Annotated in this window: 26 protein-coding genes; 16 read left to right on the forward strand and 10 right to left on the reverse strand. The window is 74.5% G+C overall.

Annotation, left to right across the window (positions count from 1 at the left end):
* Positions 1 to 2 precede the first annotated feature (2 nt).
* Positions 3 to 509, reverse strand: coding sequence for an Lrp/AsnC family transcriptional regulator (locus tag A4R25_RS05115; RefSeq protein WP_030499924.1), 507 nt, complete (start codon positions 507 to 509; stop codon positions 3 to 5).
* A gap of 72 nt (positions 510 to 581) precedes the next feature.
* Between A4R25_RS05115 and pdhA the strand changes: the two genes are divergently transcribed.
* From pdhA to A4R25_RS05135, 4 genes are all read left to right on the forward strand, one after another.
* Entirely contained in the window at positions 582 to 1,781 is a 1,200-nt protein-coding gene (gene pdhA / locus A4R25_RS05120) for a pyruvate dehydrogenase (acetyl-transferring) E1 component subunit alpha (protein WP_043330070.1), read from the forward strand.
* Positions 1,781 to 2,785 carry an alpha-ketoacid dehydrogenase subunit beta gene (locus A4R25_RS05125; protein WP_064445787.1) on the forward strand — a complete coding sequence of 335 codons (1,005 nt, stop codon included), beginning with the start codon at positions 1,781 to 1,783 and terminating at the stop codon, positions 2,783 to 2,785. Before pdhA ends, A4R25_RS05125 begins: the two co-directional genes overlap by 1 nt.
* 53 nt (positions 2,786 to 2,838) lie before the next feature.
* Positions 2,839 to 4,173 (forward strand): dihydrolipoamide acetyltransferase family protein, encoded by a 1,335-nt coding sequence (locus A4R25_RS05130; protein ID WP_064446475.1) that lies wholly within the window; start codon positions 2,839 to 2,841, stop codon positions 4,171 to 4,173.
* A gap of 595 nt (positions 4,174 to 4,768) precedes the next feature.
* Positions 4,769 to 6,040, forward strand: a complete 1,272-nt coding sequence (locus tag A4R25_RS05135) for an Ig-like domain-containing protein (RefSeq protein ID WP_064445788.1) — start codon at positions 4,769 to 4,771, stop codon at positions 6,038 to 6,040.
* A 60-nt stretch (positions 6,041 to 6,100) separates the two neighbouring features.
* On the opposite strand, the gene A4R25_RS05140 is transcribed toward A4R25_RS05135, so the two are convergent.
* Positions 6,101 to 7,120, reverse strand: coding sequence for an SMP-30/gluconolactonase/LRE family protein (locus A4R25_RS05140; protein WP_064445789.1), 1,020 nt, complete (start codon positions 7,118 to 7,120; stop codon positions 6,101 to 6,103).
* 174 nt (positions 7,121 to 7,294) lie between these two features.
* Here A4R25_RS05140 and A4R25_RS05145 point away from each other — a divergent pair, with 174 nt between their 5' ends.
* A complete protein-coding gene (locus A4R25_RS05145; RefSeq protein WP_082930915.1) occupies positions 7,295 to 7,693 on the forward strand; it encodes an STAS domain-containing protein in 399 nt (132 codons plus the stop codon).
* A 74-nt stretch (positions 7,694 to 7,767) separates the two neighbouring features.
* Here the strand turns inward: A4R25_RS05145 and A4R25_RS05150 are convergent, their stop codons facing one another.
* On the reverse strand, positions 7,768 to 8,136 hold the full coding sequence (locus A4R25_RS05150) for an FKBP-type peptidyl-prolyl cis-trans isomerase (RefSeq protein ID WP_030499930.1): 369 nt from the start codon (positions 8,134 to 8,136) through the stop codon (positions 7,768 to 7,770).
* 154 nt (positions 8,137 to 8,290) lie between these two features.
* Positions 8,291 to 8,872, reverse strand: coding sequence for a hypothetical protein (locus A4R25_RS05155; protein ID WP_369799256.1), 582 nt, complete (start codon positions 8,870 to 8,872; stop codon positions 8,291 to 8,293).
* Positions 8,873 to 9,089: 217 nt separating this feature from the next.
* Between A4R25_RS05155 and A4R25_RS05160 the strand changes: the two genes are divergently transcribed.
* On the forward strand, positions 9,090 to 9,788 hold the full coding sequence (locus A4R25_RS05160) for a CBS domain-containing protein (RefSeq protein ID WP_030499932.1): 699 nt from the start codon (positions 9,090 to 9,092) through the stop codon (positions 9,786 to 9,788).
* Between the two features lie 14 nt (positions 9,789 to 9,802).
* Here the strand turns inward: A4R25_RS05160 and A4R25_RS05165 are convergent, their stop codons facing one another.
* Both A4R25_RS05165 and A4R25_RS05170 read right to left on the reverse strand, forming a co-directional pair.
* Positions 9,803 to 10,522: a helical backbone metal receptor gene (locus A4R25_RS05165; protein ID WP_064445791.1), complete on the reverse strand. Its 720-nt coding sequence runs from the start codon at positions 10,520 to 10,522 to the stop codon at positions 9,803 to 9,805.
* A 26-nt stretch (positions 10,523 to 10,548) separates the two neighbouring features.
* Positions 10,549 to 11,640 (reverse strand): DICT sensory domain-containing protein, encoded by a 1,092-nt coding sequence (locus A4R25_RS05170; RefSeq protein WP_043323680.1) that lies wholly within the window; start codon positions 11,638 to 11,640, stop codon positions 10,549 to 10,551.
* A 131-nt stretch (positions 11,641 to 11,771) separates the two neighbouring features.
* Here A4R25_RS05170 and A4R25_RS05175 point away from each other — a divergent pair, with 131 nt between their 5' ends.
* Together A4R25_RS05175 and A4R25_RS05180 are read left to right on the forward strand one after the other, a co-directional pair.
* Entirely contained in the window at positions 11,772 to 12,638 is an 867-nt protein-coding gene (locus A4R25_RS05175; protein ID WP_064445792.1) for a hypothetical protein, read from the forward strand.
* 270 nt (positions 12,639 to 12,908) lie between these two features.
* Positions 12,909 to 14,201 (forward strand): hypothetical protein, encoded by a 1,293-nt coding sequence (locus tag A4R25_RS05180; protein ID WP_064446476.1) that lies wholly within the window; start codon positions 12,909 to 12,911, stop codon positions 14,199 to 14,201.
* Positions 14,202 to 14,435: 234 nt separating this feature from the next.
* Here the strand turns inward: A4R25_RS05180 and A4R25_RS05185 are convergent, their stop codons facing one another.
* Complete coding sequence (locus A4R25_RS05185) at positions 14,436 to 14,783, reverse strand: Lsr2 family protein (RefSeq protein WP_043330078.1); 348 nt, start codon at positions 14,781 to 14,783, stop codon at positions 14,436 to 14,438.
* Positions 14,784 to 15,027: 244 nt separating this feature from the next.
* On the opposite strand from A4R25_RS05185, the gene lon reads away from it, so the two are divergent.
* On the forward strand, positions 15,028 to 17,364 hold the full coding sequence (gene lon, locus A4R25_RS05190; RefSeq protein WP_064445793.1) for an endopeptidase La: 2,337 nt from the start codon (positions 15,028 to 15,030) through the stop codon (positions 17,362 to 17,364).
* 60 nt (positions 17,365 to 17,424) lie between these two features.
* Here lon and A4R25_RS05195 read toward each other — a convergent pair whose 3' ends face one another.
* Both A4R25_RS05195 and A4R25_RS05200 read right to left on the reverse strand, forming a co-directional pair.
* Positions 17,425 to 19,182, reverse strand: coding sequence for a DEAD/DEAH box helicase (locus tag A4R25_RS05195; protein WP_043323686.1), 1,758 nt, complete (start codon positions 19,180 to 19,182; stop codon positions 17,425 to 17,427).
* Between the two features lie 118 nt (positions 19,183 to 19,300).
* Positions 19,301 to 20,128: a hypothetical protein gene (locus A4R25_RS05200; RefSeq protein ID WP_064445794.1), complete on the reverse strand. Its 828-nt coding sequence runs from the start codon at positions 20,126 to 20,128 to the stop codon at positions 19,301 to 19,303.
* A gap of 132 nt (positions 20,129 to 20,260) precedes the next feature.
* On the opposite strand from A4R25_RS05200, the gene A4R25_RS05205 reads away from it, so the two are divergent.
* The 5 genes from A4R25_RS05205 (at position 20,261) to A4R25_RS05225 (ending at position 24,417) form a co-directional block, all read left to right on the forward strand.
* Positions 20,261 to 21,406 (forward strand): sensor histidine kinase, encoded by a 1,146-nt coding sequence (locus A4R25_RS05205; protein WP_064445795.1) that lies wholly within the window; start codon positions 20,261 to 20,263, stop codon positions 21,404 to 21,406.
* Positions 21,403 to 22,008: a response regulator transcription factor gene (locus A4R25_RS05210; protein WP_064445796.1), complete on the forward strand. Its 606-nt coding sequence runs from the start codon at positions 21,403 to 21,405 to the stop codon at positions 22,006 to 22,008. The genes A4R25_RS05205 and A4R25_RS05210 overlap by 4 nt, the downstream gene beginning before the upstream one ends.
* Before the next feature lie 44 nt (positions 22,009 to 22,052).
* Entirely contained in the window at positions 22,053 to 22,586 is a 534-nt protein-coding gene (locus A4R25_RS05215) for a 2'-5' RNA ligase family protein (RefSeq protein ID WP_064445797.1), read from the forward strand.
* Between the two features lie 85 nt (positions 22,587 to 22,671).
* Positions 22,672 to 23,616 (forward strand): inositol-3-phosphate synthase, encoded by a 945-nt coding sequence (locus tag A4R25_RS05220; RefSeq protein WP_043323695.1) that lies wholly within the window; start codon positions 22,672 to 22,674, stop codon positions 23,614 to 23,616.
* Between the two features lie 57 nt (positions 23,617 to 23,673).
* Complete coding sequence (locus tag A4R25_RS05225) at positions 23,674 to 24,417, forward strand: helix-turn-helix transcriptional regulator (RefSeq protein WP_064445798.1); 744 nt, start codon at positions 23,674 to 23,676, stop codon at positions 24,415 to 24,417.
* A gap of 560 nt (positions 24,418 to 24,977) precedes the next feature.
* Here the strand turns inward: A4R25_RS05225 and A4R25_RS31705 are convergent.
* Positions 24,978 to 25,226 (reverse strand): hypothetical protein, encoded by a 249-nt coding sequence (locus A4R25_RS31705; RefSeq protein WP_231915429.1) that lies wholly within the window; start codon positions 25,224 to 25,226, stop codon positions 24,978 to 24,980.
* A gap of 50 nt (positions 25,227 to 25,276) precedes the next feature.
* Between A4R25_RS31705 and A4R25_RS31710 the strand changes: the two genes are divergently transcribed.
* Both A4R25_RS31710 and A4R25_RS05235 read left to right on the forward strand, forming a co-directional pair.
* Complete coding sequence (locus tag A4R25_RS31710; RefSeq protein ID WP_231915430.1) at positions 25,277 to 25,528, forward strand: cytochrome P450; 252 nt, start codon at positions 25,277 to 25,279, stop codon at positions 25,526 to 25,528.
* Entirely contained in the window at positions 25,525 to 26,319 is a 795-nt protein-coding gene (locus tag A4R25_RS05235; protein WP_064445799.1) for an isocitrate lyase/phosphoenolpyruvate mutase family protein, read from the forward strand. Before A4R25_RS31710 ends, A4R25_RS05235 begins: the two co-directional genes overlap by 4 nt.
* Positions 26,320 to 26,380 lie beyond the last annotated feature (61 nt).

Raw genomic sequence — 26,380 nt, forward strand, 5'->3', positions numbered from 1 at the left:
GGTCAGTCCCAGGGGCTCTGCGTGCCGTCGAACTCCTCGAACACCAGCCAGGTGCGCGTCGACAGCACCCCGGCGATGCTCTGCACCCGGTCCAGCACCACGTCCCGCAACGTCGCGTTGTCCGGCGCCCGGACCAGCGCGAGGACGTCGTGCTCGCCGCTGAGCAGCGCCGCGTGCTCGATGTAGCGCACCCGGGCCAGCTCGGCGGAGACCTCCCGCCAGGTGTTCTGCTCGATGGTCAGCGCGATGTACGCCGACGTGCCCAGCCCGGCCGGCTCCGGCGCGACCCGCGCGGTGAACCCGGTCAGCACCCCGTCGCGCAGCAGCCGCTCCACCCGGGCGTACGCGTTGGTACGCGAGACGTGCACCCGTTCGGCCAGCGTACGGATGGACGTGCGGGCGTCGCGGACCAGCTCGCGCAGGATCCGCCGATCCACCTCGTCCAACGGCCCGGCCGAACGTCCCGTTCCGCCCGCCGCGCCCGGTGTGGTGCCGGTCTCCTGGCTCACCGCAGCCGCCTTCCCGTGCCATTCGTCCCGCGTTCATCCCGCATGTTGAGTCAATCATCCACGACCGGGAGCATAGGGCCACCACACGTCCAGGAGGTCCCCGCCGTGACGACCACACCCCAGGCGGTCCGCAGGGCATCCCCGCGCACCCGCCGGAAGACCACCCCGGCCGCACCCGACCCGTCAGCCGGCTTCATGCCGCAGCGGGAACCGGTCCGGCTGCTCGAACCCGACGGGACCCCGCTGCCGGCCCGCGACGACTACCCGGAGCCGCCGGTCGAGACGCTGCGCGAGATGTACCGGCGGATGGTCGTCGGCCGCCGCTTCGACGTGCAGGCCACCGCGCTCACCAAGCAGGGCCGCCTCGCCGTCTACCCGTCCGCGCGCGGCCAGGAGGCGTGCCAGATCGGCGGCGTGCTCGCGCTGCGCGAGGACGACTGGGTGTTCCCCACATACCGCGAGTCGATGGCGCTGACCGCCCGCGGCCTCGACCCGGTCGAGGTGCTCACGCTGCTGCGCGGCGACTGGCACTGCGGGTACGACCCGGCCGCCACCCGCACCGCGCCGCAGTGCACCCCGCTCGCCACCCAGTGCGTGCACGCCGCCGGGCTGGCCTACGGCGAGTCGTACCAGGGCCGCGACACCGTGGCGCTGGCGTTCATCGGCGACGGCGCCACCAGCGAGGGCGACTTCCACGAGGGCATCAACTTCGCCGCCGTGTTCAAGGCGCCCGTCGTCTACCTGGTGCAGAACAACAAGTACGCCATCAGCGTGCCGCTGTCCCGGCAGACCGCCGCGCCGAGCCTCGCGTACAAGGGCGTCGGCTACGGCGTACCCAGCGAGCAGGTCGACGGCAACGACCCGGTCGCCGTCCTCGCGGTGCTGGAGCGCGCCGTCGCGCACGCCCGCGCCGGCAAGGGCCCCTACCTGGTCGAGGCGCACACCTACCGGATGGAACCGCACACCAACGCCGACGACCAGACCCGCTACCGCGACGCCGACGAGGTCGAGGCGTGGCGCGACCGCGACCCGATCGCCCGGCTCGAGGCGTACCTGCGGGCCAAGGGCGTCCTCGACGACGCCGCCGTCGCGGCGATCGCCGAGGAGGCCGAGGAGTACGCCGCCGCGCTGCGCCGCCGGATGGACGACCAGCCCACGGTGGACCCGCTGAGCCTGTTCGACCACGTGTACGCCGAACCGACGCCGCAACTCGTCGAGCAGCGCGAGATGGTCCGGGCCGAGCTGGCCGCCGACGCGGAGGGGGACGCCTGATGGCCACCATGACCATGGCGAAGGCGCTCAACGCGGCGCTCGCCGACGCGATGCTCGAAGACGAGCGGGTCGTCGTCTTCGGTGAGGACGTCGGCCAGCTCGGCGGCGTCTTCCGGATCACCGACGGGCTGCAGGCCCGGTTCGGCGACAAGCGCTGCTTCGACACCCCGCTCGCCGAGGCCGGCATCGTCGGGTTCGCCGTCGGCCTGGCCATGTCCGGGCTGCGGCCGGTCGTGGAGATGCAGTTCGACGCGTTCGCCTACCCGGCGTTCGAGCAGATCGCCTCGCACGTGGCGAAGCTGCGCAACCGCACCCGCGGCGCGTTGAGCGTGCCGATCGTCATCCGCGTGCCGTACGCCGGTGGCATCGGCGGCGTGGAGCACCACTGCGACTCGTCCGAGGCGTACTACGCGCACACGCCCGGCCTGAAGGTGGTCACGCCCGCGACCGTGGACGACGCGTACTCGCTGCTGCGCGCCGCCATCGACGACCCCGACCCGGTGGTGTTCCTGGAGCCCAAGAAGCTCTACTTCACCAGCGCCGAGGCGGAGCTGCCGGCCCGTACCGCGCCGATCGGCAGCGCCGTGGTGCGCCGCCCCGGCACCGACGCGACGCTTATCGCGTACGGGCCGGCGGTGCCTGTGGCGCTGGCCGCCGCCGAGGCCGCCCGCGAGGAGGGCTGGGACCTGGAGGTGGTCGACGTGCGCAGCATCGTGCCGTTCGACGACGCCACGGTCACCGCCTCGGTACGCCGTACCGGCCGGTGCGTGGTGATCCAGGAGGCGCAGGGCTTCGCCGGTGTCGGCGCGGAGATCGCCGCGCGGGTGCAGGAGCGCTGCTTCCATGCCCTGCACGCGCCGGTGCTGCGGGTGTCCGGGCTGGACATCCCGTACCCGGCGCCGATGCTGGAGCACACCCACCTGCCCTCGGTCGACCGGGTGCTGGACACCGTGGCCCGCCTGCAGTGGGACGACCAGCCCGACACGAGGTGGGTGGCGGCATGACCGAACGCACCGAGCGGAGCGAGGGCCGTGAGGGCATGCCCGGCCGGCACGGCATGAGCACGGCTGTTGGGACCCGCGACTTCCTCCTGCCCGACCTCGGGGAGGGGCTGAGCGAGGCGGAGATCGTCGAGTGGCGGGTCGCCGTGGGCGACGTGGTCACCGTGGACCAGAGCGTGGTCGAGGTGGAGACCGCCAAGGCCGTCGTCGACGTGCCGTGCCCGTACGCCGGACGGGTCGTGGCCCTGCACGGCGCGGCCGGTGAGGTACGCCCGGTCGGTCAGCCGCTGATCACCATCGCCCCGCTCGACGACGCCCCCGATCCGCACGCCACCTACCGCGAGGAGGAGCGGGCCGGCTCCGGCAACGTCCTGATCGGCTACGGCACCGGCCACGGCGGCTCGGGCCGGCGGCGGCGTCGGCCGCGTCTGGCGCTCGCTCCCGAGGCCGCGCCGGCGTCGGTCGACCCGGCGCGGACCGGCGGACCGGCGGCGGCGCCGCTTGTCATCTCGCCGATCGTGCGGCGGCTGGCCAAGGAGCACGGCATCGACCTGGCGTCGCTGCGCGGCACCGGGCCGGGCGGCGTGATCCGCCGGGCCGACCTGGACGCCGCCGTGGCCGCTGCTGCTCCGGCGGCCCGGCTGGCCGCGGTGCCGGACGCCCCGGCCGCCCACGTCGGGCTCGCCCCGGCCGGCGACGGTGACACGGTCATCCCGCTCACCGGCATCCGCAAGGTGATCGCCGACAAGCTCTCCCGCAGCCGCCGGGAGATCCCGGAGGTGACCATCTGGGTCGACGTGGACGCCACCGGCCTGCTGGAGACGCGCGCCGCCATCAACGCCGCCACGCCGGAGGCGCCGGTGAGCATCCTGGCCCTGCTGGCCCGGATCTGCCTCAGCGGCCTGCGGAAGTTCCCGCAGCTCAACGCGCATGTCGACACCGAGGGGCAGCGGATCATCCAGTCCGCGGGCGTGCACCTGGGCATCGCCGCGCAGACCGACAGGGGCCTGGTCGTGCCGGTGCTGCGTGACGCGCAGCGGCTGACCACCCGGGAGCTGGCCGCCGCGCTCGCCGAGACCACCGTGGCGGCCCGGGCCGGCACGCTGCCCCCGGCACGGCTGACCGGCGGGACGTTCACGCTCAACAACTACGGCGTGTTCGGCGTCGACGGATCGACGCCGATCATCAACCATCCGGAGGCGGCGCTGCTGGGCGTCGGCCGGATCGTGGACAAGCCGTGGGTGGTGGACGGGCAGCTCGCCGTCCGCAAGGTGACCCAGATCAGCCTCACCTTCGACCACCGGGTCTGCGACGGCGGGGTGGCGGGCGGCTTCCTGCGCCACGTCGCCGACTGCGTCGAGCAGCCCGCCCTCCTGGTCGCCAACGTCTGACCGGTCAGACTCCCGGCCCCGGCCCTCCCCACGGAGGTCCGGGGCCGCGCCGCGTCCCCGCCCTGCGCGTCCCCGCCCCGGGCTCCCCGTCCCCCGCTCGCGATCTTGCACTTGCGGCCCTCGACGTGCCCGATTCGCACCCTTCTCCGGGGCCGCAAGTGCAAGATCGCCGCAGCGGCGCGGGTGACGCGAGCGAGGGAGCCCAGCGCTGGCCGTCTTGCGGGACCCTTGTTCCGGTGGGTGGGATCGGTCGAGATCTTGGTAGCAAAGTGCCCCTATGGAGGCCGTTTCGTACCAAGATCTCGCCGGGTCGGAACCTCACGGCGCCCTCCCTTCGTCGATCATGAGGTTGACGGGGACAAAAAGGACGCCGCGCGCCGTCAACTTCATGATCGACGGACAAGGGGCGGTCAAGAGGTGAGGAGGGCGGTGGTGGGAACCGGGCGGAGGGCGCGTGCGGCGCAAGCGGGGACGGGAATTACCTGTCCGGCACGATTCTCCGCAGCCTTTTCCGAGCAATTCCGCCGAAGGTGCCACGGCGTGATCCCGGGCCTACAGAATGTGGGCGAGAGGGTTCGGAAATGGGGGGCGAAATATGTTTGCGAGGCGCCGACTGACGCTTTTCGCGATGACTGTCGCAGCCGCGCCGCTGGCGGTCGGCGCGTGCACCGCCGGCCCGAAGTCGGTGGCGAAACAGGCCGAGGCGTCGCCGCCGTCGGTCACCGTGACACCCGCCGATCGCACGAAGAACGTGCCGATCAGCGCGGAGGTGGGCACGAAGGTCAGCAACGGCAAGGTGACAGCCGTCAAGCTGACCGACGACAAGGGCAACGCCGTACCGGCCCAGCCGCGCGAGGACGGCTCCGGCTGGGTGCCGGACCGTCCGCTGGCCAATTCCCGGACGTACACGGCGGAGGTGACCGCGACCGGCGATTCGGGGAAGACCGCCACGCAGAAGACGACGTTCACGACGATGGCCAAATCCACCAAACCGGCCGTCACCAGCGAATTGTATTTCCGGCCGAATCAGACGTACGGGACGGCGATGCCGGTGGTGCTCGGATTCGACCCGCCGATCCCGAAGGAGGCCCGCGCGGACGTGCAGCGCCGGCTGTTCGTGAAGACCGACCCGCCGCAGCCCGGCACCTGGTCGTGGGTGGCCGACGGCAAGCAGGCCGAGTACCGGGCGCCGGACCGCTGGAAGCCGGGCACGACGATCAGCGTGCGCAGCGCGTTGCAGGGGCTGCCCATCGGCAAGGAGGCGATCGGCGACTCCGACCGGGTCGCGACCGCCAAGGTCGGCCGGCAGGTGACGCTCGACATCGACAACGGGACCAAGCAGATGACCGTCTACGAGGACGGCAAGGTGCTCAAGAAGATCCCGGTCAGTCTCGGCAAGGAGAGCACGCCGACGTCCAGCGGCACCATGGTGATCATGGAGAAGCACGAGCACACCACGTTCGACACCCGGGGTGAGCCAAACGGCGGCTACGTGGTCGACGTGGACGACGCCCAGCGGCTGACCTGGGGCGGCGAGTTCATCCACTCCGCGCCGTGGTCGGAGGGGGAGCAGGGCTACACCAACACCTCGCACGGCTGCACGAACGTGTCGGCCACGGCCGCGGACTGGCTCATGGGCGTCACGCAGGTCGGTGACCTGGTGACAGTGCGGGGCACCGAGGTGAAGCTCGACCAGGGCAACGGCTTCACCGCCTGGAACGTCAGCTGGGACGAGTTCGCCAAGGGCAGCGCGCTGCCCGTACCGGCGGGGCTGAAGCCCACGCAGAGCGCCACGCCGCACCCGGGCGCGGTGGCCGGCGGGTCGGCGCCGGCGCCGGCCCCGTCGCGGAGCAACAGCGGCGGCTGAACCTGGGGAGGAACGGCCCCGGGGCCGGCCCGCGTCGCGCGGGCCGGCCCCGTGCCGTGCTCAGTCCAGGTCGACGCGGGCCACCCCGGCCGCGGTCAGGCTGCCCAGCCAGAGCCGGCGGCCGTGCTGCCGCACGCCGGTGACCATCGGGTACGCCCCGCTCGGGCCGTGCAGCGTCCGCAGCACCCGCCCCGCGCCGTCGACCAGCGCGACCAGCCCGTAACGGCGCGGCCGGGGCTGCACCGCGCCGGGCAGCAGCGCGACGATCTGGCGTACGCGCGGATGCGGCAGCAGCCGTTCCATCGCCGCCAGCCGAGGGCTGGGCAACGCGACCCAGTACGTCCCGTCACCCACCGCGGAGATGTTGTCCGGGTACGCCGGCAGGTCGGTCAGCACCGTGGCCCGCCCGCCCGGCAGGTCGATCCGGAGCAGCCGGTGGGTGGCGGTCTCGGCGAGCATCAGCGCCGACTCGTCCGGGGTGAGCGCCAGCCCGTTGGGGAAGTAGAGCCCGTCGGCCACCACGTCGGTGCGCCCGGTGCGCCTGTCGTAGGCCAGCACCCGCCCGTTGGGCCGGTGCTCCAGCAGGTCCCGCTTCCAGTGCGACAGCGGGAAGCGGTCGGAGGAGTCGGTGAAGTAGACGGTGCCGTCGCTCGCGACCGCCGCGTTGTCGGCCAGGTGCACCGGCGGGGCGGTCCCGGTCAGTTCGTGCACCGCGCCGGCGGGGTCGACCCGCAGCAGTCCCCGGTACGCGTCGCAGACGAGCAGCCCGCCGTCGACCGGGTCCCGTTCGATGCCCAGCGGCCGTCCGCCGGTCTCGGCCAGAAGCGCGGGCCGGGTGCCGGCCGGCGCGTCGGCGGGCCACCACCAGAGCCGGCCGTCCTCGTCGCCGCTGACCACCCGGCCGTCGGCGTCGACCACCACGTCCTCCGGCCCGTGCCCGCCGGCCGGCAACGGCAGCAGGTCGGCCCGGTCGAGCCGGGTGTCGGCGGGCGCCCAGGGCCCGGTCAGCGGCGGCGGCACGGTCGCCGGCTCGCGGACCGGCCGGATCAGCAGGGGCGCACGCGGGCGGGGGACGGCCATCGGCTCATTGTGGCCCGGCGGCGTCGCGAAGGGCAGTGCCCGACGGCGTTTCGCGCCCGTGGCGCGGCGGCTGCGGGATGACCCTGAGACGGCTCGGGGTCGGTTCCCGGACAGTACCCGGAACCCCCGCCGCGAGGCCCGGAAATGTCGGTGGGGCCGGGTAGGTTTGGCCGCATGGTACACAGCGTTGAGCGCTTCCACGTGGCGATGGACGTGCACGATCACGTGGTCGAGCTGCGTCCGGTCGGCGAGATCGACATCGCCACCGTGACGGCGTTCCGGGCCGCGCTCTGGGCCGCGCCGGCGCGGCCGGTGCTGCGGGTCGACCTGTCGGGTGTGCGGCTGCTGTCCGCCGCCGGGGTCCGCGCGCTCGTCGCCACCCACCTGCGGGTCCGGGCCCGCGGTGGCGAGCTGGTGCTCGTCGACCCGGACCCGGTGGTGGCCCGGGTGCTGCGGGTGACCGGCCTGCACCGGGTGCTCCCGGTGCGCTGCTCCGACCGCTCGCAGGACGTGCCGAGTCGTGTCCACGACCGGTCCGGCCGCACCCACGAGATGGTGGCGTGCGCGGCCTGAACGGGAGCGGGCCGCCGGGCACACGACGGGCCGCCGGCGCGAGTGCCGACGGCCCGACGTGAACGGCGCTGCGCTCAGCGCACGCCGAGCAGGTCCACCACGAAGACGAGCGTCTCGTTCGGCTTGATGACGCCGCCGGCGCCGCGGGCGCCGTAGCCCAGATGCGGCGGGATGGTGAGCTTGCGCCGGCCGCCGACCTTCATGCCGACGACGCCCTGGTCCCAGCCGGCGATGACCTGGCCGCCGCCGAGCGGGAACTCGAACGTCTCACCCCGGTTCCACGAGGCGTCGAACTCGCGGCCGTTCGAGTGGGCCACGCCCACGTAGTGCACGCTCACCAGTTGGCCCGGGCGGGCCTCCGGGCCGTCGCCGACGGTGATGTCCTCGACGACCAGATCCGCGGGCGGCGCGCCCTCGATCGGGCCGACCTGGGGCTTGTCCATGAACGGTCTCCTCGGTGCTGACGGTGTGGTCACCGTCGATCCTGCCGGATCGCGACCGGCCGATACGCGCCGGTCCCCGCACACCGGCGTGGCGGGGACACGAGAAGGGGGCGGGCGCCGCCTGTCGGCGACGCCCGCCCCGCAGCGGGCTGGTTCACTTCAGCCAGGGGAGACGCTGGACCAGGGGGAGCTTCGCCCAGATCCGGCCGAGGCCGAGGGTGTTGCCGGCGCCCACCAGGGCGAGACCGGCCAACAGGCCCGCGTAGATGAGGTGGTCGTCCATGAAGGGGTTGTTCGCCGGGGGCAGCACGGCCGTCCACATCAGGACCAGGAGCAGTCCGCCGGCCACGGCGGCGATCCGGATGCCGATGCCGAGCATCAGCGCGACACCGATGCCGAGCAGGCCGAGCATGAACAGCGTGTCCGCCCAGGCCGCGCCGGCGATGTTCCGGTAGAGGTCCGCGAACGGGCCCTCGACCGCGTTGCCCAGGAAGCCCTTGGTCGGGCTGCCGCCGTTGATCCAGGCGTTCTTCGCCGCGGTCTCGTGGCCGAGGCCGAACATCTTGTCGAGGAAGGCCCAGAGGAAGATCCAGCCCAGCGCGAGCCGCAGGCCGGCCCACACGTACCGGGTGGCCTTCTGCCGGGTGGTCTCGATGTGCGCCGCCGGAGCGGTGGTGGCGGCGGGGGTCCGCTTGACGGCGGGGGTCCGCTCGATTGTCGCGGTCATGGTCTCCACGTCCCTTCCTGTGCCTCGCACCGCGCTTCCCGGTGGCACATTCATTCCACCGCCGAGCCGCCTCCCGGAGCAGGGCCTACCGGTGCCCTGATGACCGGGTCATTGGTCCCGTCCGTACCCGGTCCGGTCGGCCCCTCCCCGCCGGTCCGCCGCCCCTGACCAGGGCGTTTGCGGCGGCCTATCGTCGCCGGTGAAGGCCCGGTACGAGGAGGTCGTGATGAGGACGTGGCAGGTGGCCGACGTGATGACCAGGGACGTCGCGGCGGTGACGGAGCAGACCCCGTACCGCGAGATCGTCGACGTGCTGGTGCGTAAGCGGATCAGCGGCGTGCCGGTGGTCGACTCGTTCCACCGGGTGCTCGGCGTGATCTCCGAGGCGGACCTGCTGCACAAGGTGGAGCGGGCCGGTCACCCGGACGAGCGCCGGGTGTTCGAGGGGCGGCGGCGCCGTACCGCCCGGGAGAAGGCCGACGCGCTGGTGGCCGGGGACCTGATGACCGCACCGGCGGTCACCACCCACGAGCGCGCCTCGCTGGCCGCGACGGCCCGGCTGATGGACCGCGAGGCGGTCAAGCGGGTGCCGGTGCTGGACGACCTGGGCCGGCTGTCCGGCATCGTCACCCGTGGTGACCTGCTCCGGGTGCACCTGCGTACCGACGCGGAGATCCGCGAGGAGGTGGTGCACGAGGTGCTGCGCCGGGTGCTGTCGGTCCGCGACGGCCTGGTCACGGTGCAGGTCCGCGGCGGCGAGGTCACCATGGACGGTCGGCTGGACCGGCGCAGCGCCGTCGAGCTCGCCGGCCGCCTGGCCGGACAGGTCGCGGGCGTGGTCGCCGTACACAACGCGATCGGGTACGACCTGGACGACACCACGCTGATGGAGCTGGACCCGGTGCACGCCACCCCGGTCGCCTGAACGTGCCGGCGCGGTCAGGCGGTGGCGCTCGCGAGCTGGGCGGCGAGCAGCGCCGGCGCCTCGGCCAGCGACGGGCCGTACCAGGTGAGGTGCCGGCCGGACAACAGCGCCGCCGGCACCCCCGGGAACGCCTCCGGCCCGTCGTCGGCGGTGAACCGGTACGGCTCGTCGGGCAGCACCACCAGCTCCGGTGACCGGGCGCGCAGCTCGTCGAGAGTGGGCCGGGGATAGCGTTCCGCGTCCCCGGCCCAGCCGTTGAGCACGCCGAGCCGGGCCAGCACGTCCCCGGCGAACGTGTCCCGGCCGAGCACCACCCACGGGCGCCGCCACACCGGCACCACAGCGGTGCGGACGCGCGCCGGCGTGCCCAGGGCCGCCCAGGCGCGACGGGCTGCCGTCAGCCACGGCGGCTCGGCCGGCGCGCCGAGCGCGACCACCAGCTCGCCGAGCTGGTCGAGCGCCTCCGGCACGGTACGCGGGAACGTGACCCGCACCGGCGCCCCGGCCGCGCGCAACGCCTCGGCGTCGGCCAGCCGGTTCTCCTCCTCGTTGAGCAGCACCAGATCCGGTTTGAGGGCGAGCACCCGGTCCAGGTCCGGATACTTCGTCCCGCCGACCCGGGCGACGTCCAGCCCGGCCGGATGGGTGCACCAGTCGGTCGCCCCGACCAGCACCTCCGGGCGGGTGGCCGCCACCGCCTCGGTCAGCGACGGCACCAGCGACACCACCCGCACGGCGTGTTCTCCCCTCGTACCGCGGATCAGCGGGCCGGCGCGGTCGCGGCGTCGGCCGTCTCCGGCGGCAGGCCCGCCACCGGCAGGCCCTTGCGGGCCGCCCAGTCGACGGCGGCGCGCAGGTCCGCGGTGGGCAGCGGCCGCCGGGTGCTCACCCCGACCGCCGCGTGCATCGTGTAAACCAGGAACGGGTACGACTTGGCGAGCGCGGCGATCGCGTCGTGCAGGCGGCGCACCACCTCGAGCGCGGCCGGCTCGTCCAGCCCGGGCAGCAGGAGCTGGTACTCGTTCTCGGCGACCCGCAGCGCGCGGTCGACCGGGCGCAGCGCGCCGGTGACGGCGGCGAGCACGGCATGGCCCTCCCGGGCGCCGTTGCGCCGGCCGAACCGTTCCGGCGAGCCGGGCGGCTCGTCCACCCGCAGGCCGACCAGCGCCACCGGCAGCGTGCCCGAGGCGGTCACCCCGTCCATGCCGGCCCACCGGCGCAGGCCCGGCTCGTCGAGGAACGCCTCGGCCGGCTGGACCGGCGGCGTGACCCGGTCGGCGCGGCGGGCCAGCAGCCGCAGCGCCGCCTCGGCGCGCGGCTCGCCCGGTCCGGCCGGGATGTCGCGCACCCGGGCGATCGCCTCGTCCAGCGCCGTGCGCGCCTCGGCGGGCAGCCGCTCGGCGAGTTGTTCGCGCAGCCGGATGGCCTCGTGCAGCGCCTCGTCCCGGCGGAATCCCCAGCGGCCGTCGAAGAGCCGGCCGGCTTCCAGCGTCGGCGCGGGCGTCGCCTCGGCGCGGTCGTGGGCCACGAGGGTGGCGCCGAACCGGGGGCTCAGCACCACCACGCTCCACTCGCGGGCCAGCTCCTCCGCCTCGTCGAGCGTCACGCCGTACGTGCGCTCGGGCAGGTCGGGCGGCGGGCCGCCGACCATCGCCACCACCGTCGCCGCGGCGCGGCCGGCGATGCGCCGGTAGACCTCGCGCTCCCGGTCGAAGTACGGCAGCCGCTGGAACAGGGCGAACACGATCAGCGGGCCGTCCTCGGCCTCGGCGAGCGCGGCCCGCTCGATGGCGTGGGAGAGGGCGACGAGACTGCGTTTGGTGAACTGCTCCGGGGTCCGTCCGCTGTGCACGGGCAGAGCCTAGAGGCACGGACGCGGCTGCGCACCGGTCGGCGGGCCCCGGCGTGCTCCACCGCACCGCCGGGGCGGACGCCCGACGCCCTACACTCGGGCGTCGACCGGACGACGGGGGGCGGGGCGAGATGACGAACACCGGCAGCGTGACCGCCTCCTGGCTGCGGCCGGTCCCGTCCGGCGCGACGCCGTGCCTGACCCGCCACGGGCACGTCGGGTACGCCGGTCGGCGGCTCGGCGAGCTGGTGCAGGGCCGTCCGCCGGGGGTCACCGGCAACCAGTGGAGCACGGCCGGACGGGCGCCGCTGGACCTGGTGGTCGGCGCCGCCGACACCGGCCTGCCGCGCTTCGCGGTGCGGTTCACCGCGCCCGCGTCCGACGGGTCGCCCGCCCGCCGGGAGGAACGGCTGACCGACGCGGTGTCCGCCGCCGTCGGCCTGCCGCTGCTGCGGGTCGAGTCACCGACGCTGCGCGGCGCCGATCACGTCCGCCGCTTCGTCGAGTACGTCCTGGACGCGCGGGCCTACGCCGAGGGCACCGACCCGGACGCCGGGGACGCGGTCGGCTTCCGGGACATCATCGGCCGGCTCCCGGACGGCCGGCGTGGACCGGTGAACGACCTCGGGGCGCTCGCGCGGGTCGAGGCGGTCGAGGCGTACGTGGCCGGCCGGCTCGCCGACCCGATCGTGCGCGGGCTGCACGTTCGCTGGACCGGCGGCCCGGCGGAGGGCTGGTGCTGGGTCGAGGTGCGGCCCGGCGGCTGCCTGCTGGAGCGGGTACGGCTGACGTCGCGGGGATTCTCCTGCGGCGTGGACCCGGGCCGGCTCGCCGAGGACCTGGCCGCGATGGCGCTGGGGGAGCGACTGCGCGATCTCGACGCCGCCGGGGCGTCCCTGGTGGACCGGGAGGAGCTTCGCGGTCGGGTGCGCGCGCTCGCGGCCCGGCGGGACTCCTTCGACGGCGGCTTCGCCTTCGACCACCTCTGCGCGGACTGAATCCTTCCTGGCCGCGGCACCGAGCCGACCCCGGCCCGGCACGTCCCGATTTTTTTCGATCTCCGGTTGAACCTTCGCCGACGGCGCTCCGTACCTCATCGGGAATGGACGCAGACTTCCCCGCCGCGCCCGGACGGCGCGGAGACGATGCGGAAAGGGCATCGTCGGCCATCGACGCGCGACCCGAGCGTCGCAGTGATCTCACACCCCGAATTCATCGGTCCGCCGGGATCACCAGTCAACTACCGGATCGAGAAGGAGAGCAATTCGATGCGCAGGTCCACACGGGCGCGCCGGTCATCCGGTAACGCGCGGAGCAAGCGGGTGCTGGCAGTGGTCGGCACGCTCGCGGTCTTCGGCGGCATCGTGGCCGTCACCCAGATCTCGTCCGCCCAGGACCGGCGGACGACCACGCGCGCCGCCTCGGCGTCCTGTGTGCCCGCCAGCCCGGGGGCGACCGCCCCGGACGGCCAGGGCAGCAGCACCCGTACCTGGCAGAACGGCCGCTGGGTCCGTAACCACTGGGGCGACGGCCAGATGTCGCCGGCCGAGTGCCAGCAGACGACCGCGGGTGGCGCCGGCGCCGGCACTCCGACCGTGACCTGCCCGGACGTCCGGGGCCGGCTGCCGCAGGTGCCCGGCCGGGCCCGTGCCGAGGTGGATCGCGAGCTGGCGGCGCTGACGTCCCAGATCGCTGACGCGAACCGGCGGCTCGCGGCGGAGGGCCGCAACGGCGGCGAGTTCATCAACAACGCGATCCTGGGTCCGCTCGCGGACAAGCGGACCGCGGCGCTGAACCGGATCGCCACCGCCATCGGCCGGTTCGGCCAGCGCCCGCAGGGGCTGGACCAGTTCGCCCGGTGCGCGTTGACCGACGTCCCCGGCAACGGTGGGGGTCAGAACGGCGGGGGTCAGAACGGCGGCAACAACAACGGCGGTCAGAACGGGGGCCAGAACGGCGGGAACAACGGCGGCGGGAACAACAACGGCGGCGGCCAGAACAACGGTGGCGGCAACGGGCTGAACGTGCTCGCCAAGGACTGCTCCGGCAGCCAGCTGCAGGGGCACGACGGCTTCCAGAACGGCAACCGGTGCGTCAGCACCGCGTTCGGTGAGGTGGGCGCCGCGGCGAACAACCCGTCGCTGCTGATCACGCAGTTCCCGAACCAGGTGCGGCGCAACCAGCCGTTCACGCTCCGGGTGACCACCAAGAACCTGGTGCGGGACCGCTTCCTCGCGGCCGGGCAGGGCGGCTACTACCTGGAGAGCTCGCTGCTCAACGGTCAGGGCCTGGTGCGCGGCCACTTCCACACCGCCTGCCGGATGCTCGGCAGCACCCGGCAGCCCCCGAACCCGCAGGACGTGCCGGCGTTCTTCGTCGCCACCGAGGACGGCCGCGGCGGCAACCAGCCGGACGACGTGCTGATCCAGATCCCGGGCCTGGCGCAGTCGGGCGTGGCGCAGTGCGCGGTCTGGGCCGGTGACGGCTCGCACCGCATCCCGATGATGGAGCGGGCGAACCAGACTCCCGCCATCGACGTGGTGCGCATCCGGGTCAACTGAGGACACGCGACGGCCGCGGCCGCCCGGGAACCGTCCGGGTGGCCGCGGCCGTGTCGTGTCCGCGTGGTGGGTACGCGAGGCGGGTCCGGCAGGGGAGCGTGGGAATCGTTCCGGGAAGAAGTTTCGTGCCGTCGGACTCCAGCCCGATGAAAGTCACCGACAACACAAAAGGCCGGCCGGGCGCTGCGATTTCTCAGCGTGACCCTGGGATACCCGACGGTGAGTGTTTAGCGCTCAGCGGTTCTTGTACGCCTCGACGACCGACACCGGGATGCGCCCGCGCTCGGAAATCTCGTACCCGTTCTTGGCTGCCCATTCGCGGATGGCGCGGTTCTGCTCGCGGTCCATTCCCGAGGTGCTCGGCCGGCCCGCGCGCCGGGTGGCGCGGGCGACCTCGGTGGCGCCGCGGCCGATCCGCCTGCCAGCGCTGATGTACGGGTCCAGCGCCTTGCGCAGAACGCCCGCGTTCTCGTCGGACACGTCGATCGTGTACGCCACGCCGTCCAGGCTGAACTCGACGGTCCGATCGGCCTTTCCGCCGTCGAGGTCGTCGGTCAGAACGGTGATTACTTTCCTTGCCATCGCCATTACTCCCTGTGTCGGGCGGGGTGTGCTAAGAGTCTGACTTACCTCACGGTAATTTCGCAACAATACCCGCCTCTTTGCATTCGGCGGGTCGTGCCAGGTAAGCGTCGCGGCCAATAGAGGACCGGTGCGCGAACAGGCGTCGGGAAGGCCGGAAGTGGCGTGGGTCACAACCCGGAACAAGGGACACCTTTTGTTACTTGAGCCAGACACGCTCAACCAACGTGATGGCAGGTGTCCGATGGCAACTCTTCCGGTACTTCCCCTGACCGACACCGTCCTGCTGCCCGGGATGGTCATCCCGGTCACCCTCGACCCGACCACCCAGGCCGCCGTCGACGCGGCCCGCGCCACCGGCGACAAGGAACTCCTGGCCGTGCCCCGCCTCGACGGCGAGTACGGCTCCGTCGGCGTGGTCGGCACGATCGAGAAGGTGGGCCGGCTGCCCAGCGGCGAGCCGGCCGCCGTGATCCGCGGTCTCGTCCGGGCCCGTATCGGCTCCGGCGTGCCCGGTCCCGGCGCCGCGCTCTGGGTCGAGGCCGCGACCCTCGACGAGCCCGCCCCGGCGGGCCGCGCCCGGGAACTCGCCCGCGAGTACCGCGCGCTCATGACCTCGGTGCTCCAGCAGCGCGGCGCCTGGCAGGTGATCGACGCGATGGAGCGGATGACGGACCTGTCCGAGCTGGCCGACTCGGCCGGCTACGCGCCCTGGCTCAGCCTGGCGCAGAAGACCGAGCTGCTCGCCGCGCCGGACGTCACCGCCCGGCTGGAGCTGCTGGTCGGCTGGGTGAAGGAGCACCTGGCCGAGCAGGAGGTCACCGAGCAGATCAACAGCGACGTGCGCGAAGGGCTGGAGAAGTCCCAGCGCGAGTTCCTGCTCCGCCAGCAGCTCGCCGCGATCCGCAAGGAACTCGGCGAGGACGAGCCGGACGGCTCCGCCGACTACCGCTCCCGGGTGGAGTCCGCCGACCTGCCGGAGAAGGTACGCGAGGCGGCGCTGCGCGAGGTCGGCAAGCTGGAACGGGCCAGTGACGCCTCACCCGAGGCGGGCTGGATCCGTACCTGGCTGGACACCGTGCTGGAGATGCCGTGGAGCACGCGTACCGCTGACAACACGGACCTGGCCGCGGCGCGGGCCGTGCTCGACGCCGACCACGCCGGCCTGGCCGACGTGAAGGACCGCATCCTGGAGTACCTCGCGGTGCGCAACCGGCGCGCGGAGCGCAACCTCGGCGTGGTCGGCGGACGCGGCTCCGGCGCGGTGCTCGCCCTGGCCGGCCCGCCCGGTGTCGGCAAGACCAGCCTCGGCGAGTCGGTCGCCCGGGCGCTGGGCCGCAACTTCGTCCGCGTCTCCCTCGGCGGCGTCCGGGACGAGGCGGAGATCCGCGGCCACCGGCGCACCTACGTCGGCGCGCTGCCCGGCCGGATCGTGCGGGCGCTGCGCGAGGCCGGCTCGATGAACCCGGTCGTGCTGCTCGACGAGGTCGACAAGCTGGCCGCCGGCTACTCCGGCGACCCGGCGGCGGCTCTGCTGGAGGTGCTCGACCCGGCGCAGAACCACACGTTCCGCGACCACTACCTGGAGGTCGACCTCGACCTGTCCGACGTGCTGTTCCTCGCCACCGCCAACGTGGTGGAGGCGATCCCCGGCCCGCTGCTGGACCGGATGGAGCTGGTCGCGCTGGACGGCTACACCGAGGACGAGAAGGTGGCCATCGCCCGCGACCACCTGCTGCCCCGGCAGCGGGAAAGGGCCGGGCTGACCGGCGAGGAGGTGAGCGTCGCCGACGACGCGCTGGCGCTGATCGCGGGCGAGTACACCCGGGAGGCCGGTGTCCGGCAGCTCGAACGGGCCCTGGCGAAGATCCTGCGCAAGGTGGCCGTCGCGCTCGCCACGGACGCCGCGCCGGTACACGTGGACGCCGGGAACCTGGCCCGCTACCTGGGCCGGCCGAAGTTCACCCCGGAGTCGGCCGAGCGGACCGCCGTGCCCGGCGTGGCGACCGGCCTGGCCGTCACCGGCGCCGGTGGCGACGTGCTGTTCATCGAGGCCACCACCATGGAGGGCGAGCCCGGGCTGACGCTCACCGGGCAGCTCGGCGACGTGATGAAGGAGTCCGCGCACATCGCGTGGTCGTACCTGCGGTCGAACGGGCGGCGCTACGGGCTGGACCCGAACGCGCTGGCCGGGCGGCGGATCCACCTGCACGTCCCGGCGGGCGCGGTACCGAAGGACGGCCCGAGCGCCGGCATCACCATGGTGACCGCGCTGGCCTCACTGGTGACCGGGCGTCCGGTGCGGCCCGAGTTCGGGATGACCGGCGAGGTGACGCTCTCCGGCCGGGTGCTGCCGATCGGCGGGGTGAAGCAGAAGCTGCTCGCCGCGCACCGGGCCGGTCTCACCGAGGTGATCATCCCGAAGCGCAACGAGCCGGACCTGGACGACCTGCCGGCGCAGGTGCGGGAGGCGCTGACCGTGCACACCCTGTCCGACGTGGCGGACGTGCTCGCGCTGGCGCTGCGCCCAGCCGAACTCGACACGCAGGCGCTGGACGGCCCGGCGCTCGCCGCGGCCTGACGGCCGTCGCCCCGGCCACCGTACGCACGGTGGCCGGGGCGACGCCGTGTCCGTCCGCGCTCAGCGCCGGTCGCGCCGCTCGTAACCCCGGTCGCGGCGCTCACCGGAACCGTCGCCGTCCCGGTCCCGGCGTACGGTCGCCTTACGGCCCTTGATCGTGGTGCCCCGCAACCCTGAGATGATCTCGTCGGCCACCGCCTGCGGCACCTCGACCAGCGAGAACCGGTCGGCGATCTCGATCGAGCCGATGTCCCGGCCACTGATCCGGGTCTCCCCGGTGATCGCGCCGACCAGGTCCTGCGGCCGTACCCCGGCACGCCGGCCCAGCCCGATGAAGACCTGGGTGGTCCCCCCGGTACGCGGACGGCCCGGCCCCCGGCGCTCGCCCCGCCCACCGGTCTCCGGGCGGCCCTCGCGCGGGCCCCGGACCGGAACCTGCGGGATCTCCTCCTCGTCGTCCGAGCCGGGCGACGTCGCCTCGTGCGCCAGCTTCACCGCCGCCAGCGCCACCTCGACCAGGTCGAACTCGTCGGTCAGCGACTCGACGATCACCCGGTACGGGTCGAGGTCGTCCTCCAGCAGGCTCTCCCGCAGCGCGCCCTGGGTCAGCTCCAGCCGCCGGGTGCGCATGTCCGCCACCGTGGGGATCTTGTCGATGGTGATCCGCTGGCCGGTGACCCGCTCGATGGTCTTGAGCATCCGGTGCTCGCGCGGCTCGGCGAGCGTGATCGCCACGCCCTCCCGCCCGGCCCGGCCGACCCGCCCGATCCGGTGCACGTACGACTCCGGCGCCGACGGGACGTCGTAGTTGACCACGTGGGTGAGCTGCTCGACGTCCAGCCCCCGGGCGGCCACGTCGGTGGCGACCAGCAGGTCCGCCGTACCGGCGCGCAGCCGGCCCATCACCCGGTCCCGCTGCTCCTGGCTCATCCCGCCGTGCAGCGCCTCGGCCCGGTAGCCCCGGCCGTTCATCGTCTCGGTGAGCCGGTCGACCTCCTCGCGGCTGCGGCAGAACACGATCGCCGCGGTGGGCGACTCCACGTCCAGCACCCGGCCCAGCGCGGCCGGCTTGTGCCCCCGGGCCACGATGTACGCGCTCTGCCGCACCCGGGGCGCCTCCCCGGCGACCGGCCGCTCCCGCTCGATCTGGATCCGGACCGGATCGGTCAGGTGCTGCCGGGCCAGCCCGTCGATGCGGGCTGGCATGGTGGCCGAGAACAGCACCGTCTGCCGGCCGGCCGGCGCGTGCTCCAGGATCGCCTCGATGTCCTCGGCGAAGCCCATGTCGAGCATCTCGTCCGCCTCGTCCAGCACCACCGTGGCCAGCGCGCCCAGCCGCAGCGTGCCCCGGGCGATGTGGTCCAGGGCCCGGCCCGGCGTCGCGACCACCACGTCCACCCCGTGGTCGAGCGCGCGCAGCTGGCGGCCGATCGGCTGCCCGCCGTAGATCGGCAGCACCCGGGCGCCCAGGTCCTTGCCGTAGCGGTGGAACGCCTCGGAGACCTGCACGGCCAGCTCACGGGTGGGCACCAGCACCAGCGACACCGGGTCGCCGTCCGGCCGTCCCACCGGCATCCGCTGCAGCAGCGGCAGCGCGAACGCGGCGGTCTTGCCCGTACCGGTCGCCGCCTGTCCCAGCAGATCCTGCCCGGCCAGCAGCGGGGGGATCGCCTCCCGCTGGATCGGGGTGGGTTCCTCGTAGCCGAGCGCGGCCAGCGCGCCCAGCAACTCGGTGCGCAGCCCGAGATCCGCGAAGGCGGTGGCGTCCTCGGCGTCGGCGGGAATGGCGGGGTCGGTCGGGGTCGGTGCGGCGGTCATGCGACAAGTTTTTCATCACCGCCGCGCGGCGGTCGCGGCGACCGGGCCAAACGTTCGCCGCGCCACCTGCGTGCCGTCCCCTCCGGGTGATCCGGCGTGGCCCCGTGCCCTCGCCGGATCACCGGGACAGGACGGCCAGCAACGTGGTGAAACCGACCGCGACGTCGAACACCGCGCACCACAGCGCGTACCCGCGCGGCACCACCGTTCCGGTGCGGTGGTACCAGGCGTCCCAGGCGGCGTGGACGAGCCAGCCCACCCCGACGAGCACCCCGGCGACGTCGGCGGAGGCGACCGTCGCCACGACCGCCAGGCCGCCCCACCCGGCCGCCCCGGCGAGCTGCGCGGCCAGCGCGCGCCGGTCGCCCCACTGCCGCCGCCAGGTGCCGATCAGCAGGTAGCCGGCCGGCAGGACCAGCAGCGTCCACGGCGCGAAGACGGTCGGCGCGAACCACATGTCCACGGTCATGAGCAGCGCCAGCCCGGCCGGCCACCCGCGCGCCACGGCTGCCGCGACCGGGTGTCGGCGGGGCGGCGCCGCGGACGTGTGCCGGTGCCGCAGCGCCACCAGCAGCATCGCCGGCACCATCAGCAGGTGGCCGCCGAGCAGCAGCGCGTCGTCCCCGGCCCACCCCGCCCACCAGGGCGGGAGCAGCAGCAGGAACGGCACGTACATGGCCGCCGACATCTCCGCGGTGGCGGCCCGCCCGTACCCCCGGTGCCACATCCACGCGGCCATGCCCGCCGCCATGTTCGTCGCCATCACCAGCGCGCCCACGTCCGGCCGCGCCAGCACCGCCGCGCCGCCCAGCACGTCCGCGCCCACCCGCCACAGCGGCCCGAGCAGCACCATCCCGGCCAGCATCGCCACCACCATCGCGGCCAGGTGCCGCGTCCGCGCCCACCCGGCCCACCGCCGGGGTACGACCACAGTCATCTCCGTCATGCCCCGACCCTGCCGCCGCCGGGCGCACCGGAGAAGGCGCGTCAGTCATCGGGAAACCGTGCGGATCGCACGGCCCGGCCGTGACGTTTCTCAGGAGTGGGCGGACCGGTGCACGCCCTAGGATCAGCGGGCATGAGCGTCGATCCGGCGGACCACCGGCTGCGCCGGGCCCGGCGGGTCACGCTGCTGTCGCTGGCCACGAACGTGTGGACGACGGTGCTGCTGCCAGCGGTCGGACTGGCCCGCGAACCCGACCCGGTACGCGTCGCGCTCGGCGCCGCCGGGCTGCTCGTGTTCACCGCCGCCCAGGTCGCGGTGCTGCACGCCGCCGTCACGCCGTGGCTGCCCGTGCCCGCGCGCCGCCGCCGGCACGCCGCGCTGACCGTGGCGGCGCTGCTCAGCCTGCCGCTGCTCGGCCCGGTCGCGGCCGGCTCCTGGCCCACCTGGGCGTGGCTCGGCGCGTCACTGGTCGGCATGACGCCGCTGCTGTTCCGGCCCGTCGTGGCGGCGGTGGCGGCGGCCGGCGTCCTCGCGGCGTCCGCGGCCGTCACCTGGTGGACCGATGGCCCGCTGACCACGGCGCTGCTGGTCACCGGCCTGGTGGGGGCCGGGATAGCCGCGCTCACCTGGGTCCAGGTCTGGTTCTGGGACCTGCTGGTCGAGGCCCGGCAGGGGCAGGCCGCCCAGGCCCGGCTGGCCGCCGCCGAGGAACGGCTGCGCTTCGCCCGGGACGTGCACGACCTGCTCGGCCACGACCTGACGGTGATCGCGCTGAAGGCCGAGCTGGCCGAGCGGCTGGCGCCGACCGACCCGGACCGGGCCGCCCGGGAGGCGGCGCAGGCGCGGCGGCTCGCCGCAACGGCGCTGACTCGGGTACGCGCGGCGGTGCACGGCTACCGCGCCGTCGACCTGGCCGAGCAGGCCGCCGCGGTGGGGGAGGTGCTGCGCTCCAGCGGCGTACGCACGACTGTGGTCCCGCCGTCCGGCGAGGTGCCCGGTCCGGTCGCCGCCGACCTGGCCGCGGTGCTGCGTGAAGCCGGGACGAACGTGCTGCGGCACAGCCGGGCCGGCTGGTGCCGGATCGAGATCACCCGGGAGGACACGGCGGTGACCCTGACCGTACGCAACGACGGCGTGCGTGACGGCGACGGCCCGGACCGGCTCAGCGGCGGCCTGCGCGGCCTGTCCGACCGGCTCGCCCCGGTCGGCGGCCGGGTCCGGGCGGACGCCGCCGACGGCGTGTTCAGCCTGGTCGCGACCGTGCCGGTGGCGCGATGATCCGGGTGCTGCTGGCCGACGACGAGGAGCTGATCCGGCTCGCCCTCGCCGCGCTGCTCGACCTGGAGCCGGACATCGAGGTGGTGGCGCACGCGGGCGACGGGCGCGCGGCCCTGGACGCGGCGCTTGCCCACCGGCCGGACGTCGCGGTGCTCGACCTGGAGATGCCGGCGCCCGGCGGGGTCGAGGTCGCCGCCGAGCTGACCCGGGCGCTGCCCGGCTGCGCCCCGGTGATCCTCACCGGACACGGCCGCCCCGCCCAGCTCCGGCCGGCGCTGGCCGCCGGAGTGCGCGGCTTCCTCGCCAAGGGCGCTCCCGGCGGCGCGCTGGCCGACGTGATCCGCCGGGTGCACTCCGGCGCCCGGTACGTCGATCCGGCGCTCGCGGCCGACGCGCTCACCCTGCCCGAGTGCCCGTTGACACCGCGCGAGCTGGAGACGCTGCGCCTGGCTGAGCTGGGCACCCCGGTCGCGGTGATCGCCCGGCGTACCCACCTGGCCGCCGGGACGGTCCGCAACCATCTGAGCGCCTGCGTGCAGAAGCTCGGCGCCGCGAACCGGGCCGAAGCGGTACGGCTCGCCCGCGAGGCCGGCTGGCTCTGAGGTACGGGACGTCGTGGCGCGGCGCCGGCGACTAGCCTGATCACGTGCGGACGGTCGAACTGCTCTGCTCACCCGAACTGGAAGCGGCGGTTCGCGCTGCCTGGGACCGGCTCGCCGCTGCCGGGCTGCCCAGCCTGGCCCGCAACACGCACCCGACGAACCGGCCGCACCTGACGCTCGCCTCCGTCGAGGAGTTCCCGCCCGGCGCCGAGCAGCGACTGGCCGACCTCTGCGACGCGGCGCTGCCGCTGCCGGTGCGGCTGGACCGGGTGGCGGTGCTCGACGGCACCGCGCCGCTGGTGTGGCTGGTCCGCCCGACACCGCAGCTCGTCGCGCTGCACGGCGCGGTCTGGGACGTGCTAGCCGAGGCGTCCGGCGGGCACTCGTGGCACCAGCCCGGCCGGTGGGTGCCGCACCTGAGCCTGGCGCTGCGGTTCGGCGCGGCGGACCGGCGCCGGGCCCGGGCGGTCGCCGGAGCGGGCCGCCCGGCCGGGGCGTTCGTGGCGGCGCGCAGCTACGACGCCGACACCCGTACGGTCAGCGAGCTGACCGCCGCCTGCCCGCGTTCCGGCGGCTGACCGAGAGGTCATACCCGGCGCTGGTGGGCGTCGGTTCCGCTGACCGGGACCCCCGGCGTGGGCAGATCCGGGTACTCTTCGCCCCATGATCGACAGTGTTCGATTGGCGGTCGTCGGTGTGGGCAACAACACGTCGGCGTTGGTGCAGGGCATCGCCTTCTACCGCAACACCGGCAGCCTGGTAGGGCTCCACCGGCCAGAGATCGCGGGACTGGGCGTCAGCGACATCGACGTCGTCGCCGCTTTCGCCATGTCCGACCGAAAGGTGGGCAAGGATCTCCACGAGGCGATATTCATGCCGCCCAACAACTTCCCGCGCCTCGACACCGAACTTCCGCCCGCCGGCGTGACGGTGCGGCGTGGCCTGGTGGACTCGACGGAAGTCGAACGGGTGGCGCACGCGCTGGAAGGGGCGGAGGTGCTGCTCTACTCCGCTCCGAGCGGCCGGCCGGACACGGCTCGGGCTTACGCCGAGGCGGCTCTGACAGCGGGAGTCGCGTTCGTGAACACCACGTCGGATCCGGTGGCCAGGCACGAGTCACTACTGGCACGTTTCGAGGAAGCCCGTGTGCCGTTGCTCGGCGACGACCTGGCCAGCCAGTTCGGCACCTCCGTGCTGCACCACGCACTACTGCGGCTGATCGAGGAGCGCGGCCTCACCCTGGGCAGCTCCTACCAGGTCAATCTGGGCGGGACCGAAGACTTCCGCAACCTGGTCGAGAACCCGAACACCAAGAAGCAGTCCAAGCTGAACGCCCTGGGGTCGTCCGGCAAGGTCCAGATGGCGCCCCTCGCGTACATGCCGCACCTGCGATCCCACAAGATCGCCCACCTCAACATCGAAGCGCAGGGCTGGGCCGAGACGGCGGTGAGTGTGGAGGTGCGCCTGCAGGTGCATGACCCGAGTGGTGCTGCCGGCGTCAACATCGACCTGATTCGTCTGGCGGCCATCGCCCTGCGGTCGGGTCGTGGCGGCTACCCGGCCGAAGCGGCATCCCTCCTGAAGTCCCCACCCGGAACCGCGATCTGACCCCAACCCCCGGACCGTTCGGCGCGGCCCGAACCGTGCCCGTGTCAGCATGGGCCGATGACCACCGGTGCCGACGGACGCGGACTCGCCGGGTTCGCCGCGCTGCTCGCCGACCCCACCCGGGCCGGCTTCTGTCTGGCCCTGCTCGACGGCCGCGCCTGGACCGCCGGGGAGCTGGCCCGCGCCGCCGGGGTGGCCGCGTCCACCGCGAGCGGCCACCTCACCCGGCTGGTGGCGGGCGGTCTGGTGGTCGAGGAGCGGCAGGGCCGCCACCGGTACGTCCGCCTCGCCGACCCGGGCGTCGCCCAGCTCGTCGAGGACCTGGCCGCGCGGGCGCCCGCACCGGCGGCCCCGCCCCGCACGTTGCGCGCCGCGTCGGCCGGTGCCGCCCTGGCGTACGCGCGCACCTGCTACGACCACCTGGCCGGGCGGCTCGGCGTGCTGCTGCACGACGCCCTGCTCGACCGTGGCGTGCTCGACCGCACCGGCGGCCTCGCGCTGACCGAGGCCGGCATGAGCTGGCTGGACCGTCTCGGCGTACCCGTCGAACCACTGCGCGGCACCCGGCGGCCGCTCGTCCGCGACTGCCTGGACTGGACCGAACGGCGCCCGCACCTGGCCGGCGCGGTCGGGGCGGCGCTATGCGGGCGCTTCCTCGACCTCGGCTGGACCGCGCGCGGCAACGGCCGGGCGGTACGGGTCACCCCGGCGGGGCGGGACGCGCTGGCCGAGGCGCTCGGGCTCGACCCGGTGCTGCTGGCCGCGCCCGCCACCCGCGACACCGGCCCGGCGCGCGCCTGACCCGCCCGTGCCCCGCGGCACCGGTCCCGCCCGCGACTGACCGCCGGGTGTGCCCGGCCGGATCGTTCGGTCCGGGCCGAACTGTCGGCGCCCTACGGTCGGGTGATGGATTCACCGACGATCACGGCTGCTCCGGGCACGCCGCCCTGCGGGCCGCCGACCTCGGACGACGGCGGCTGGGTGGTCACCCGGTACGCGGACGTCGTCTCCGTCCTGACCGATCCCCGCTGCGTGGTTCCGCCCGCCGAGGAGGCGCCGGAGGGTGGCCTGGCATGGCTGCGCGCCTCGGTGAGCCGGTTCAGCCCGCCGGACCGGCATGCCGCGCGGCGAGCCGTCGGGGTGGCGGCGCTCGACACGCTCGACCCACGGGAACTGCGCGTGATCGCGGAACGGCTGACCGGGCGGATCCTCGACCGCGCCGCGAGCGCGGACAACGGCGGCGACCGGGTGGACGTGACCGGTGACCTGGCTCGGCGCGTACCCCTTGTGGTGCTGGCGGAGCGGCTCGGGCTGGCCGACCCGGCGGCGGCCGTAGCGGAGGTGACGGCGGTGGCCGCCGCCTACCACCCGGGCGCCGGCCCGGCGGCGGTGCGGCGGGCGGACCGGGCGGTGGCGGCGCTGCTGGCCATGTCGCCGCCCGCTCCGGCCGAGGTGACAGCGAACCGGCTCGGGCTGCTGGTGCAGGCCGCCGACGCCACCGCCGGGCTGATCGTGGCCGCCGTCCGGCACGGGCTCGACGCGCCGGACGGGCTCGAGACCGACGCGCTGCTCGCCGAGGTGCTGCGCCTCGACCCGCCGGTACGGGTCACCCGCCGGGTCGCCGCCGACCCGCTGACCCTGGGGCGGCCAGCCGGTGCGCGTGGGGGAGCGGCTGCTGCTGCGGTTCGACGCCGCCAACCGCGACCCGGCGGTCTTTCCGGAGCCGGACCGTTTCCGCGCCGGCCGGGCGAACGCCGCGCTGACGTTCGGCGCCGGACCCCGCGGCTGCCCCGGGCAGCGGCACGCGCTCGCCCTGGCCGCCGGCGTGGTCGGCGTGCTGCGCCGCCGCTGCCGTCCCGCCGGCCCTACCCCTGACGTCCCGCCGACCCCACTCGAGGTGATCCTCCGATGACCGACCGGTACCGCGCATTCCGTGACCTGCACCGGCCCGGCGAACCGCTGCTCCTGCCGAACGCCTGGGACCACGCCTCCGCCGCGGCGCTCGCCGCCAGGGGGCATCAGGCGATCGGCACCACCAGCCTGGGCGTGGCGGCGGCCGCCGGCCGACCGGACGCCGTCAGGGCGACCCGCGCCGAGACGCTGGAGCTGGCGTACCGGCTGCGGGACCTGCCGACGCTGCTCACGGTGGACGTCGAGGACGGCTTCCACGACGACCCGGCGGAGGTCGCCGGGTTCGTGGGCGAGCTGGCCGCGCTCGGGGTGGTCGGCGTGAACCTGGAGGACGGGCGCCCGGACGGGCGACTGGCCCCGGCGGACCACGTCGCCTCCGTGATCGCTGCGGTCCGCGCGGCGGTGCCGCGGATGGTCGTCAACGCCCGCACCGACGCCTGGTGGCTGGGCGTGCCGGCGCCGCTGGACGAGGCACGGCGGCGGGCGGCGGCGTTCCGGGCCGCCGGTGCCGACTGCCTGTTCGTGCCGGGCGCGCCGGACGACCTGGTCGGCCTGCTCGCCGCCGAGGTGGGGTTGCCGCTGAACGTGCTGTACCGGCCGGGCGGCCCGGACCTCGCAGCCCTCGGGCGGCTCGGCGTGGCCCGGGTCAGCACCGGATCGCTGCTGTTCCGGGCCGCGCTCGGTGCCGCGCTGCACCTGACCGACGCGATCGGCGCCGGGCGCGACGCGGGCCTGCCGGCGCCGCCCGGATACGAGGAGGTGCAGGCCCTGGTGTCGCCGTCCGCCACCTGATCGGGCACTTCGGGGGAGATGGGAGGAATCGCGCCTTCTCCGGTCTTTACGGTGTGCGCAG

The sequence above is a fragment of the Micromonospora sp. NBRC 110037 genome (assembly GCF_001652995.1).
Taxonomy (GTDB): Bacteria; Actinomycetota; Actinomycetes; order Mycobacteriales; family Micromonosporaceae; genus Micromonospora; species Micromonospora chalcea.

What these genes read in the sequence shown, in the direction of transcription:
- A4R25_RS05125 (WP_064445787.1), top strand. Translation starts at nt 1,781, where the DNA reads ATGGCCACCATGACCATGGCGAAGGCGCTCAACGCGGCGCTCGCCGAC.
- A4R25_RS05130 (WP_064446475.1), top strand. Translation starts at nt 2,839, where the DNA reads ATGAGCACGGCTGTTGGGACCCGCGACTTCCTCCTGCCCGACCTCGGG.
- A4R25_RS05135 (WP_064445788.1), top strand. Translation starts at nt 4,769, where the DNA reads ATGTTTGCGAGGCGCCGACTGACGCTTTTCGCGATGACTGTCGCAGCC.
- A4R25_RS05140 (WP_064445789.1), bottom strand. Translation starts at nt 7,120, where the DNA reads ATGGCCGTCCCCCGCCCGCGTGCGCCCCTGCTGATCCGGCCGGTCCGC.
- A4R25_RS05145 (WP_082930915.1), top strand. Translation starts at nt 7,295, where the DNA reads ATGGTACACAGCGTTGAGCGCTTCCACGTGGCGATGGACGTGCACGAT.
- A4R25_RS05150 (WP_030499930.1), bottom strand. Translation starts at nt 8,136, where the DNA reads ATGGACAAGCCCCAGGTCGGCCCGATCGAGGGCGCGCCGCCCGCGGAT.
- A4R25_RS05160 (WP_030499932.1), top strand. Translation starts at nt 9,090, where the DNA reads ATGAGGACGTGGCAGGTGGCCGACGTGATGACCAGGGACGTCGCGGCG.
- A4R25_RS05175 (WP_064445792.1), top strand. Translation starts at nt 11,772, where the DNA reads ATGACGAACACCGGCAGCGTGACCGCCTCCTGGCTGCGGCCGGTCCCG.
- A4R25_RS05180 (WP_064446476.1), top strand. Translation starts at nt 12,909, where the DNA reads ATGCGCAGGTCCACACGGGCGCGCCGGTCATCCGGTAACGCGCGGAGC.
- A4R25_RS05185 (WP_043330078.1), bottom strand. Translation starts at nt 14,783, where the DNA reads ATGGCAAGGAAAGTAATCACCGTTCTGACCGACGACCTCGACGGCGGA.
- lon (WP_064445793.1), top strand. Translation starts at nt 15,028, where the DNA reads ATGGCAACTCTTCCGGTACTTCCCCTGACCGACACCGTCCTGCTGCCC.
- A4R25_RS05195 (WP_043323686.1), bottom strand. Translation starts at nt 19,182, where the DNA reads ATGACCGCCGCACCGACCCCGACCGACCCCGCCATTCCCGCCGACGCC.
- A4R25_RS05200 (WP_064445794.1), bottom strand. Translation starts at nt 20,128, where the DNA reads ATGACGGAGATGACTGTGGTCGTACCCCGGCGGTGGGCCGGGTGGGCG.
- A4R25_RS05205 (WP_064445795.1), top strand. Translation starts at nt 20,261, where the DNA reads ATGAGCGTCGATCCGGCGGACCACCGGCTGCGCCGGGCCCGGCGGGTC.
- A4R25_RS05210 (WP_064445796.1), top strand. Translation starts at nt 21,403, where the DNA reads ATGATCCGGGTGCTGCTGGCCGACGACGAGGAGCTGATCCGGCTCGCC.
- A4R25_RS05220 (WP_043323695.1), top strand. Translation starts at nt 22,672, where the DNA reads ATGATCGACAGTGTTCGATTGGCGGTCGTCGGTGTGGGCAACAACACG.
- A4R25_RS05225 (WP_064445798.1), top strand. Translation starts at nt 23,674, where the DNA reads ATGACCACCGGTGCCGACGGACGCGGACTCGCCGGGTTCGCCGCGCTG.
- A4R25_RS05235 (WP_064445799.1), top strand. Translation starts at nt 25,525, where the DNA reads ATGACCGACCGGTACCGCGCATTCCGTGACCTGCACCGGCCCGGCGAA.